General features: G+C 39.0%; 10 protein-coding genes. All 10 read left to right on the top strand.

All coding sequences use genetic code 11. The features are described 5' to 3' along the window. Positions 1 to 24: 24 nt before the first annotated feature. The gene (gene miaB / locus KQ486_RS08760) at positions 25 to 1,608 is read left to right on the top strand and encodes a tRNA (N6-isopentenyl adenosine(37)-C2)-methylthiotransferase MiaB (RefSeq protein WP_370512018.1); all 1,584 of its coding nucleotides are present in this window, start codon (positions 25 to 27) and stop codon (positions 1,606 to 1,608) included. Beyond that, positions 1,609 to 2,010, top strand: a complete 402-nt coding sequence (locus KQ486_RS08765; protein WP_144159185.1) for a YlbF/YmcA family competence regulator — start codon at positions 1,609 to 1,611, stop codon at positions 2,008 to 2,010. Positions 2,011 to 2,163: 153 nt separating this feature from the next. Beyond that, complete coding sequence (locus KQ486_RS08770; RefSeq protein WP_216687397.1) at positions 2,164 to 3,003, top strand: hypothetical protein; 840 nt, start codon at positions 2,164 to 2,166, stop codon at positions 3,001 to 3,003. Between the two features lie 196 nt (positions 3,004 to 3,199). Next, complete coding sequence (gene cotE, locus KQ486_RS08775; protein ID WP_216687398.1) at positions 3,200 to 3,727, top strand: outer spore coat protein CotE; 528 nt, start codon at positions 3,200 to 3,202, stop codon at positions 3,725 to 3,727. Positions 3,728 to 3,857: 130 nt separating this feature from the next. Then, positions 3,858 to 6,407: a DNA mismatch repair protein MutS gene (gene mutS / locus KQ486_RS08780; protein WP_216687399.1), complete on the top strand. Its 2,550-nt coding sequence runs from the start codon at positions 3,858 to 3,860 to the stop codon at positions 6,405 to 6,407. A 13-nt stretch (positions 6,408 to 6,420) separates the two neighbouring features. Next, positions 6,421 to 8,250 carry a DNA mismatch repair endonuclease MutL gene (gene mutL, locus KQ486_RS08785; protein WP_216687400.1) on the top strand — a complete coding sequence of 610 codons (1,830 nt, stop codon included), beginning with the start codon at positions 6,421 to 6,423 and terminating at the stop codon, positions 8,248 to 8,250. 21 nt (positions 8,251 to 8,271) lie between these two features. After that, positions 8,272 to 9,219 (top strand): tRNA (adenosine(37)-N6)-dimethylallyltransferase MiaA, encoded by a 948-nt coding sequence (gene miaA / locus KQ486_RS08790; protein ID WP_216687401.1) that lies wholly within the window; start codon positions 8,272 to 8,274, stop codon positions 9,217 to 9,219. A gap of 32 nt (positions 9,220 to 9,251) precedes the next feature. After that, the gene (gene hfq / locus KQ486_RS08795) at positions 9,252 to 9,473 is read left to right on the top strand and encodes an RNA chaperone Hfq (RefSeq protein WP_144159167.1); all 222 of its coding nucleotides are present in this window, start codon (positions 9,252 to 9,254) and stop codon (positions 9,471 to 9,473) included. Positions 9,474 to 9,694: 221 nt separating this feature from the next. Continuing rightward, positions 9,695 to 10,951 (top strand): GTPase HflX, encoded by a 1,257-nt coding sequence (gene hflX, locus KQ486_RS08800; RefSeq protein WP_216687402.1) that lies wholly within the window; start codon positions 9,695 to 9,697, stop codon positions 10,949 to 10,951. Continuing rightward, positions 10,944 to 12,176 (top strand): methionine gamma-lyase family protein, encoded by a 1,233-nt coding sequence (locus KQ486_RS08805; protein ID WP_216687403.1) that lies wholly within the window; start codon positions 10,944 to 10,946, stop codon positions 12,174 to 12,176. Before hflX ends, KQ486_RS08805 begins: the two co-directional genes overlap by 8 nt. Positions 12,177 to 12,357 lie beyond the last annotated feature (181 nt).

Genomic DNA, 12,357 nt, shown 5'->3' on the forward strand with positions numbered 1-12,357 from the left:
AGATTTTTTATTGAAAGGAGATTCATTATGAATGAAAAACAGCGAAAAGAGCTGAATCAAGTGAATCCAGTCGATCCTGCCGAAAAGAATGAGCAGGATAACTTGTCGCGTATAAAAGAAAAAACTTCAGATGATTTTATGAAATATTTTGAAGCGACCTATGAACCACCAAATATGAAAAAAGCCAAAAAACGGCTGAAGAAAGAAGTCCAATACCATGATGATTTTGAAATTCCAGAAGAATTAGCAAGTATCGGTGAAGGGCGTAAATTTCTGATCCGTACATATGGCTGTCAAATGAATGAACATGACACAGAAGTCATGTCAGGAATTTTGACAGAAATGGGATTTGAGGCAACGACAGAAACAAAAGAAGCGGATATCATCTTGCTGAATACTTGTGCAATCCGGGAAAATGCTGAAAATAAGGTTTTTGGTGAAATCGGTCACCTCAAACCATTGAAAATGGAAAACCCGGATTTAATTATTGGTGTATGCGGATGTATGTCACAAGAGGAGTCTGTCGTTAACAAGATTCTTAAAAAATACCAATACGTGGACTTGATTTTCGGTACGCATAATATTCATCGTCTACCACAACTTGTTCAAAATGCTTATATGAGTAAGGAAATGGTTGTCGAAGTGTGGTCTAAAGAAGGCGACATTATTGAAAACATGCCAAAACGACGTCACGGAAAAATCAAAGCTTGGGTAAATATCATGTATGGTTGTGATAAGTTTTGTACGTATTGCATTGTGCCTTATACGCGTGGTAAAGAGCGGAGCCGACGTCCAGAAGATATTATTCAAGAAATTCGCCATTTAGCCGCACAAGGGTACAAGGAAGTTACATTGCTGGGCCAAAACGTTAACGCTTATGGCAAAGATTTGGATATCGATTACGGTCTAGGCGACCTGATGGATGAAATTCGTAAAATCGATATTCCACGCGTGAAGTTTACCACTTCCCATCCACGTGATTTTGATGATCGATTAATTGAAGTGTTGGCTAAAGGCGGCAATTTAATGCCTTATATCCACCTACCTGTTCAATCAGGAAGCTCAGACATTTTACGTGTCATGGCACGTCGTTATACCCGTGAAAACTATTTGGAATTGGTGCGAAAAATTAAAGAAACAATTCCGAATGCAGCATTGACAACCGATATTATCGTTGGTTTTCCGAATGAGACGAATGAACAATTTGAAGAAACGCTTTCTCTCTACCATGAGGTCGGATTTGAAGGTGCATACACGTTTATTTATTCACCACGTGAAGGAACACCTTCTGCCAGAATCGATGATAAAATTTCTATGGATGAGAAAAAAGAACGTCTACAACGTTTGAATGCAATCGTTAATGAATATTCACTTAAAGCGATGGAGAAATATCAAGATAAAACAGTAAAAGTACTTGTAGAAGGCACGAGTAAAAAGAACGATGAAGTCTTAGCGGGTTATACAGAAAGAGGGAAACTCGTCAATTTCGAGGGACCAAAATCGGCTATTGGAGAAATCGTTGAAGTTAAAATAACAAATACGAAAACTTGGTCACTTGATGGTACAATGGTAGAAAAAGCAGCGAGTGAACAAGTAGAGGTGATTTAAATGGCAGAATATACAAGAAAACAAGTAATTGAAGAAGCACAAGAGTTAGCGAAAAAGCTTTCAAAAATCGAAGAGATCGATCGCTTCAGACAATTAGAAATTAAAATAAACGAAAATAAAAAGGTCCAAGCTCATATTGCGAAAATCAAAGCATTACAAAAACAAGCCGTTAATTTGCAACACTATGATAAACATGGTGCACTTGAGCAAGTTGAAGCTGAATTGGATCGCTATCAAAAAGAATTGGATGAAATCCCGATCGTTCAAGAATTTAAAGACTCTCAAGTTGTCGTCAATGACATTTTGCAACGTGTGACAAAAACAATTGCAGATGAAGTGACGAATGAAATTGTTGGCGAGTCTGATGAAGATGTGCATGCATGTGAAGCTAATCGTAATTAATTTTAGCATTAGCTAGTTTCTTATTCGAGTAGTTCAGTTAGAAGCAACTTTAACGAGTGCTTCTAATTTGAACTACTTTTTTCTTAATTAAAATTCTGAAGTAATTGGAAGATGAACACTCGTCAAATTCTCTTACCGAGAAAGGATGTACGCATGAATTATCGAATCGTCATCATTAGTTTGTTAGTTGTTCTCTTGATGGGTGCCTGTACTTCTGATAATGATCCTTCAACTGAAAAAGACACCCAAGTATATCAATTGGAAAATGTGTATCAGTGGTTAAATGACTCGAATTTATTGGACGGAGAAGACGAAGATGTGACGACTAACTATACGGAAAATTATCAAGGAATCACAGAAGCTGTCCGTATTGGTGATATAACCATTTTTGAATTTAAAGAACCTAAATATACTGAGCAGTTTGAAGAGATTCCATTTGCGGTGACAAAAGAAAATATCGGTGTGTTTGTATCTGGATTTAGCTCTGAAATCGATGGTGTCCAAAAGGTTTTGGAGGCCCGGGAGGCTGTTGAGGGTTTACATAAAGGTTATTACATGTCTGCAGAGCAACAAGTTTTTGTTGAATCATTCAGAAATCAAAAGCTGAATCGTTTTGATACGTTTACTGAGCATTTTTATTCTTTAGATGAGGACATTCACCAGGATACGTTCGACCGCTTTCTGTACAATGAGTCAGTCGAATGGCGAGGTGTGGTTGTACAAAGTGGCTCAGATTTATTTACCTCAGGGGATACCGAGTTTATGATTTACAGTGGAGATGATGACGTGGAAGATTGGGAGGGCATGCAGTCAATTCAAAATGATTTGTTGCCTTTCATGTTTGAAGCTCATTCGATTGCTCGCCCATTTGAGATTGAACATAAAAAATATGAACGTGGAGAATCAATTACGATCAGCGGACAACTGTCTGAGCAAGGTAGCCAATCGAAGAACAAACCCTGGAAACTTCGAAACTTTTCGATTATCGACTAACGGTTCACCATCATTGCATTTAAGCTGTTCTTTTAATTGGATTCGTCGTTCATATAAATTTCTCTTCCTTTAAATCACCTTTTCTTAGGCATTGTCATAATTATAAAAGAACAATAGCCTAAACCTTAACAAGAATCACAACAAACACCCAGGCAGCATAAGATAAAGTGGCTTGATTAAAGGAGGAGGAATGTTAATGAGTGATCGTGAATATCGTGAAATTATCACGAAGGCTGTTTGCGGCAAAGGAAAAAAATTCAGTGAAACCTCTCATATGTGTTCACCCAATTATAGACCGAACAGTATCCTTGGTTGCTGGGTCATTAACCACCAATACGAAGCACGTAAACGGGGACATATTGTAGAAGTGAGTGGTTCATATGATATTAACGTATGGTACTCTTACAGCAATAATACGAAAACGGGTGTCATTACTGAGCGAAAACAATACGTTGATAAAGTACCAATTGCAATGAAAGATCGTAATACAATCAGTGATGATTTCGACGTTATTGCAAGAGCAACAAAGCAGCCAAATACGTTAGAATGTGAGATTGCTGAAAAAGGAAATCAAATCAAAGTAGATTTGGAAAGAGAGTTTGTCGTTGATCTCATCGGTGAAACGAAGGTCTGGGCAAAAATCGAACCAGAAGGCTTTGATGAAAATGAAGTAGACTTTGATGACTTAGAGTCCGAATTAGCAGATATTGAAGTGAACGATTAATGGCCGATTCTATCACAAGCAGACTGATCATAATGGTCAGTCTGTTATTTTTTTCATTGATTCAGTTGCTGAAGATTCGAATTCCACTATGCTATAATAAGAGACAGTTAAGCAATTGGGGGACGTAAGAATGACAACATATACACCGATGATGCAACAATATCTGAATATTAAATCCGAATATAAAGATGAATTTCTATTTTTTCGTCTAGGAGATTTTTACGAACTATTTTTTGATGACGCATTAAAAGCAGCGAAGGAACTGGAAATTACACTTACTCAACGGGTTGGAGGACAAGAAGAAAAGATTCCAATGTGCGGTGTTCCTTATCATTCTGCTGAAAATTACATAAAAACGTTAGTCGACCGAGGTTATAAAGTAGCCATTTGTGAGCAAGTGGAAGATCCTAAAATGGCGAAAGGTGTGGTGAAACGAGAAGTCATTCAAGTCATCACTCCTGGTACCATTATGGAAGGAAATATGTTGAAGGAAAACGAGAATAATTACTTGGCCTCGCTGTATCTTTTCGAAGATGACTTCATTGTTTCTTATGTTGATCTTTCCACTGGTGAGTCCTTTGTCAGTAAGGTAAATGGCAATATTAAGGATGTCATTGGAGAACTGTATAATCGTCCAGTAAAAGAAGTCGTTTTACCGACAGATTTTCCAGAGGATTTAAAAGAAACATTGACGCATTATTTAGATGTGACGTTATCGTCTGAGCATGACAATCAAATACCAAAAGAATTTCAGAAACTAGTGACGGGACTTGAAGATACTCGCTTGGTTCATGGGTTCGGGTATTTATTTCAATATATTTTCCGTTCACAAAAACGGTTTCTAGCTCATTTGCAAGCAGTTCAATTCATTGAGTTAAATGATTACATGAAGCTTGACTTGTATTCTAAGCGAAACTTAGAACTGATTGAATCCTTACGAGATCAAAGCAAAAAGGGAACATTGCTATCTGTTTTAGATAAAACGATAACGGCGATGGGTTCTAGAATGTTAAAAAAGTGGATTGACCGCCCATTGCTTTCAAAAGGCCAAATTGCTGAGCGTCATCAACAAGTCCATACGATGATGGAGCACTTTATGGAACGCGATGAACTCCGGGAATCATTAAAAAATGTTTATGATCTCGAACGCTTGGCCGGAAGAATTTCATACGGTAATGTAAACGCGCGTGATTTGTTACAGCTGAAACGTTCACTCGGTGCATTACCGCAGATCAAACAATTATTGAATTTGTTTGATCATCCTTCTGTATCATCATTACTGTCTGAAGTAGAGTCTTACCAAGAAATTTTCGAGATTTTAGACTCTGCACTAGCAGAAAATCCACCTGTTCTCATTACAGAAGGAAACCTGATTAAAGATGGTTACCATAAGCAGTTGGATGAATATCGTGAAGTGAACCGAAACGGTAAGAGTTGGATTGCTGAACTTGAAGCAAAAGAACGAGAAGAAACAGGGATTAAGTCATTGAAAGTCGGATTTAATAAAGTTTTCGGTTACTATATTGAAGTGACAAGAGCAAATCTGGCACATCTTGCTGAAGGTCGTTACGAACGCAAGCAAACGTTGGCGAACGCTGAACGATTTGTGACGCCTGAATTGAAAGAAAAAGAGCGAATGATCTTGGAAGCGCAAGAAAAAAGCACAACGTTGGAATATGAGCTTTTCCTCGAACTTCGTGATCAAATCAAATCTTATATTCCTGCACTTCAAACGCTGGCAGAACAAATTAGTAAAATTGATTGCCTATTAAGTTTTGCGATGGTGAGTGAAGAAAATAACTATACAAAACCTGTGTTGAATGATGAGCAGCAACTTCGTATTCGCGAAGGACGCCACCCAGTCGTCGAACAAGTCATGAAAGAAATGTTTGTACCAAATGACATTCAAATGGATGAATCGACGGACATACTTTTAATTACAGGTCCGAACATGGCCGGAAAAAGTACGTATATGCGCCAAGTTGCTTTAATGATTATTATGAACCAAGTCGGCTGTTTTGTTCCTGCGACTGAAGCGGAAATGCCTGTATTCGATCAAATCTTCACGCGAATCGGAGCCGCTGATGATCTCGTTTCCGGACAAAGTACGTTTATGGTTGAGATGATGGAAGCAGAACATGCCGTTCGCCATGCAACGGAAAGAAGTTTTATTCTACTGGATGAGATCGGGCGTGGGACAAGTACGTATGATGGAATGGCGCTCGCCCAATCGATTGTTGAATATATTCATCAACAAGTTGGTGCTAAAACACTATTCTCTACGCACTATCATGAGCTGACAAGTTTAGATAAGAGTTTATCAAGGTTACGGAATGTTCATGTTGAAGTGGATGAAGAAGACGGGGAAGTGGTCTTTCTTCACCATATCAAGGAAGGTAAAGCAGACAAGAGTTACGGGATTCACGTTGCCAAGCTAGCCGACTTGCCGGAAGATATTATTCAACGAGCTTATCAATTACTTGAATCATTTGAAGCGACTAGTGTTTTAAGAGAAGAGAAACCGCAAAAACAGCTGACACTTTTCGAAGAAGATCAAGGAACACTCCCAGTTACAGCAAATGTTGAAGTCATTGACCGATTGAAAGAAGCCAATTTAATGAAGATGACACCGATGGATGCCATGAATTTACTTTATCAATTAAAAGAAAACCTAGAGTAGAAAGGAGGAGACGATGAATAAAATTGTACAGCTACCGGATGAATTATCGAATAAGATTGCTGCAGGGGAAGTCGTAGAAAGACCTTCTTCTGTTGTCAAAGAGCTTATCGAAAATTCTATTGATGCAGGTAGTAGTTGGATTAAAATCGAACTGGATGAAGCGGGATTACAGTTAATTCGGGTGACAGACGATGGAGAGGGAATGACGGAGGAAGATACTGAGAAGGCTTTCTTTCGTCATGCAACAAGTAAAATTAAAAATGAGCAACAATTATTCCGTGTAAAAACATTAGGATTTCGTGGAGAAGCGCTTGCAAGTATTGCTTCAGTCAGCCATTTGACGATTCGTACGTCTACGGGTGATCAAAGTGGAACGGAAATGAAAATTCATGGCGGAGAGATCATAGAGAAACAAAAGCATACAAAGCGGCGTGGGACGGAAATAACCGTTGAGAATCTATTTTATAATACACCCGCCCGTTTAAAGTATCTGAAAACAGTCCATACTGAAATCGGACATATCATGGACCTAGTGAATCGGATGGCGCTCGCGCATGATGAGATTCGTTTTGAATGTCACCACAATGGCAAACGTATCTTTTTTTCACCAGGAAATAAAAAGTTACTTCAAGTCATTCAACAAATTTACGGAAAAAATGTAGCTCAACAAATGCTTTCTCTAGAAGAAGAGTCATTGGATTACACAATTAGGGGCTATGCCGCCAAACCGGAAGTCACACGATCCAATCGAAATTATATGACATTGATTGTGAACGGTCGATATATCAAAAATTACACGATCAATAAAGCGATATTAGAAGGCTATCATACATTACTTCCGATTGGACGATTTCCTGTCGTCATTCTTAAAATAGATATGGATCCATATTTGATTGATGTGAATGTTCATCCAGCAAAAACGGAAGTTCGTTTCAGTAAAGAAAAAGAGCTTTTCGATGTAGTCAAGCAAGCGGTCTATAATCTGATGCACGCCCAACGATTAATCCCGGATGTGTCAAAGAAAGAAAAGGTGAAATCTGAACAAACGGCTCTGGATTTTTCTTATATCAAAAGAAATGAACCTGTACCAGAAAAGTGGAGTGATTTTACACCGCGAGAAAGTAATCATACGAATCAAATGGATGAAAAGAGCAGTGAACAAGTGCCTGTTCAGCAGGTAGCAGAGCCACCGATTGAAGACATTGAAAGGCAAGCGAATGTGGAAGAAACATTGCAGCATGTAGAAGAGCCAACGAATACTCGGTTACCACGGTTGTATCCGATTGGTCAGCTAAGGGGTACCTATATTTTGGCTCAAAATGAAGAAGGACTCTATATGATCGACCAACATGCTGCTCAAGAGCGGATTAAATATGAATTTTACAAAGAGAAGCTAGGTAATCCCGAACAAGAGACACAGCAGCTTGCTGTTCCGTTGCATTTTGAATTTACCAACCAAGAAGCAACAACCATTGAACAACACCAAGAACAACTCCAAGCCATTGGATTGTTTTTAGAGCCTTTTGGGGACCAGTCCTTTTTGGTTCGTTCCTATCCGAGTTGGTTCCCGGCAGGTGAGGAAGAAGGAATTCTTCGCGATATGGTCGATGAACTCATTAATGAGAAAACGATCGACTTAGTGAAAATAAGGGAAGAAGCGGCCATCCTCATGTCGTGTAAACGATCGATTAAAGCGAATCACAACTTAAGTCACCAAGAGATGGAATACTTACTCGAAGAACTGGGTGGATGTAATGATCCGTTCACTTGCCCACATGGCCGTCCGGTCATCGTTCATTTCAGTGATTACGAAATTCAACGCATGTTCAAACGGATTATGTAAGAATGACTGGAGAGAACTTGTATGAAACCAAAAATCATTAGTGTGGTTGGTCCAACGGCTGTTGGTAAAACAAAACTAGGGATCGAAATTAGTAAGCAAGTCGGCGGAGAAGTCATTAATGGTGATTCCATTCAAATTTATAAAGAATTTGATATTGGTTCTGCGAAAGCTACATTAGAAGAACAAGAAGGTATACCTCATCACCTGATCGACTTCCTGGAACCGAACGCGGAGTACTCTGCTTCCGACTTCAAACAAGATGTGAAGCAAAAGGTACAAGAGATTCATGACAAGCAGAAAATACCCGTACTTGTTGGTGGTACAGGTTTTTATGTACAAGCAGCATTATATGACTTTAATTTTTCCAGTGTGAAGCGTGACCATCAATACAGTGACAGGTTGCTTGAACAAATCGAACAAAATGGAATTGAACCTTTTTACAAACAATTGCAAGAAGTCGATCCAGAGCAAGCAAGGAAAATACATCCACACAATATACGAAGAGTCATTAGAGCATTGGAAGTTTATGAAGCAACAGGAAAGCCGTTGTCTGACTATGAACAAGAACAATTAGACACCTCGCACTATGATTCTTATATCATCGGACTCACTATGGATCGTCCGCTTTTATATGAACGCATTAATCAACGCGTACTTGACATGGTCGACCAAGGCTTATTTGAAGAAATTGAACAATTATATGATCGATATGGCGCAGAAATTCAGCCGATGAAAGGAATTGGATATAAAGAAGTAATTCCTTACTTGCAGGGTGAGTATGATAAACAAAGAGCCATCGAGCTCATCCAGCGGAACACGAGGCGTTTTGCAAAGCGGCAATTAACCTATTTCCGAAATAAGTTACCTGCGATTCATTGGTATGAAATTAATCCAAGACGTCCAGAAGAAAACTTTAAAACAATTTTGGCTGATTTAGAAGGATTTCTTCAAAATGGAGAGAATAGTTAAAAGTAGTAGATAGAAAGAGGAGGAATTTTACAATGGCAAATACAACAAACTTACAAGATACGTATTTGAACAAATTAAGAAAGGAAAAAGTCTTTCTTACCGTCATCTTAATGAACGGGTTCCAATTAAGAGGTGTGATTAAATCATTTGATAATTTCACTGTTTTAATTGAGACAGATGGGAAACAACAATTAATTTTCAAGCATGCGATTTCTACGTTTGCCCCATCGAAAAATGTTGATTTGGACTCATAATATCGTTTGTTGTTGAACCTAAGAGCCTACCAGTTTGTTGGTGGGCTTTTTGTTTTGCCTGTCACTTTACAATGAAAAAACGAATTTCAACCAAGCTTTCAAAAATCATTCCTATTCATCATGATCTGTAAGACTCAATAGCAAAAGATGAATTCTTTGAGCAATCTGGTTATAATAGGGAAGGATAAGTGTAAGGACGAACAAGCTAAAGGAGTTTTTGCATGAGTGAACGAGAACGTGTCATATTGATCGGCTGTCAAACCCAAAAGGAATCAGACGATACATTTCTGACATCATTGAATGAATTACGTGCACTAGCCGATACGGTGAATGCAGAAATTGTTGACGTATTTACGCAAAAGCGAGAAAAAATACACAACGCATTGTATATCGGTACTGGAAAAGTAGAAGAGATCAAGCAATATATTGAAGAAAATGAGATTGAGCTTGCCATTATGAATGGTGAGTTATCTCCGTCTCAAATCAGAAACTTAAACAAACACTGGGACATATCTGTCATCGATCGAACGCAGTTAATTTTAGATATTTTTGCTATGCGTGCGAATACGAAAGAAGGGAAACTCCAAGTCGAACTGGCTCAATTGGAGTATTTGCTTCCGAGACTACATGGACAAGGTCGTGCGCTCTCTCGCTTGGGAGGCGGTATTGGGACAAGAGGACCTGGTGAAACAAAACTTGAAACGGACCGCAGACATATACAAAGTCGCATCAATGATATTAAGAAACAGTTGAAGCAAGTGGTTAAGCAGCGAAGCCAATATCGTGAACGACGAAAAAAGAATTCGGCTTTCCAAATATCGATTGTCGGTTATACGAACGCAGGAAAATCTACTTTATTTAATCGACTGACAAACAGTGTTTCGTTTGAAGAAGATAAACTCTTTGCTACACTGGATCCAATGACAAGAAGGCTGCACTTATCCAGCGGTTTCCAAGCATTAATCTCCGACACCGTCGGTTTCATTCAAGATCTACCGACAACATTAGTCGCAGCTTTTCGGTCTACTTTGGAAGAAGTATTGGAAGCTGATTTTATCTTACATGTGGTAGATGCTTCGAATGACCGAGCGATTGAACAAGAAAAAACAGTTTACTCGATTTTAGAAGACTTGGGAGCAGAAAAAATTCCGATGTTGACGGTTTATAATAAAGCAGATCTACTATCAGAAGAGTTTACGCCTTATTCATCTCCGAACGCCGTCATCAGTGCCAAAAATTCAGACGATTTACAACGATTGTTACAAAAAATTGAATCTACATTAAAAGAAGAGTGGAATCAATATAAAGTAGCTGTTCCAAAAGATGAGGGAACGTTGCTTCATCGACTAAAACAAGAAACAATGGTGCAAGATGAACATTTCGATGAAGAGCAAGAACAATACCTTGTTGACGGATATGCTGACCCAAATTCACCTATTTATAACGAAATGAAAAAGCGAGCGAATGAAAATGAATAAACAGATACAGCAAATGATTCAACAAACAGAACAATCATTAACAAAACAATTTTCGCAAGTTCAAGAAATTGTTACGACAAATCAAGAAAAAGTATTGAATGCTTTTCAACAAGTTCACGTGAGTGAATCTCACTTCACGCCATCGACAGGTTATGGGTATGATGATATCGGTCGAGAAAAATTAGAAGAGTTGTACGCAACCGTTTTTCGCACAGAAGACGCATTAGTGCGCCCGCAAATTGTTTCAGGAACCCATGCAATCACCACATGCCTGTTTGGTGTCCTGAGGCCGGGGGATGAATTACTTTATTTGACGGGAAGGCCATACGATACGCTTGAAGATGTCATTGGAATTGAAGAGAATGTCGATGGCTCTTTACGTGACTATGGCATTTTATACAATGAATTGCCATTAACAGATACCGGCAGTGTTGATTTTTCAAATCTTGAAGAATCGATTAATGATCGTACAAAAATGGTCGCAATCCAGCGGTCAAAAGGATACGCTGACCGTCCTTCATTTACTGTGATGGAAATTAAAGAAATGATTGACGAGGTTCGTAAAATCAAACCAGATGCAATTATATTCATCGACAATTGCTACGGTGAATTCGTGGAAACTTACGAGCCAAGTGAAGTAGGAGCAGACTTGATGGCTGGCTCGTTAATCAAAAATCCAGGCGCCGGAATTGCAAAGACAGGCGGTTACATTGTCGGAAAAGAAAAGTTAGTCAATAAATGTGCAAACTGGTTGGTTGCTCCAGGATTAGGTAAAGAAACTGGGGCAAGCCTCTATAGTCTGCATGAAATGTTCCAAGGGTTTTTCTTGGCCCCGCATGTTGTCGGCGAAGCTTTGAAAGGGGCATATTTTACATCACAGCTGTTGAGTGATCATGGGTATAAAACAGAACCAACCGCGAATGATGCTCGGACAGACCTCATTCAGTCAATTTCATTTCATCGTGCAGAGGAAATGATTCAATTTGCCCAAATGATTCAAAAGCAATCACCAATCGATTCTTATGTGACACCTGAGCCGAGTAGTATGCCAGGCTATGAAGATGATGTCATTATGGCCGGAGGTACCTTCATTCAGGGAGCCAGTCTTGAATTAACTGCCGATGGTCCGATACGCGAACCGTATACGCTCTATGTTCAAGGCGGCCTCACGTATGAACATGTTAAACTAGCCATTGTCAAAAGTGTCATCGCATTAAACAAATAAAAGTCTATCAATCTATTGGGACAAACGCCTTGAGAAATACTATACTAATAAAATCCGAACCGATTCATATATTTATGAATCATCGTTCGGATTTTTTCTTTATCCAAATCTAATTTATCCCAGCGGAATCTCGAGCCGTCCGACAAACGCGTCGAACCGCCCGACAAACGCGTCAAGCCGC

Source organism: Allobacillus halotolerans (assembly GCF_018967645.1).
Classification (GTDB): Bacteria; Bacillota; Bacilli; order Bacillales; family Alkalibacillaceae; genus Allobacillus; species Allobacillus halotolerans.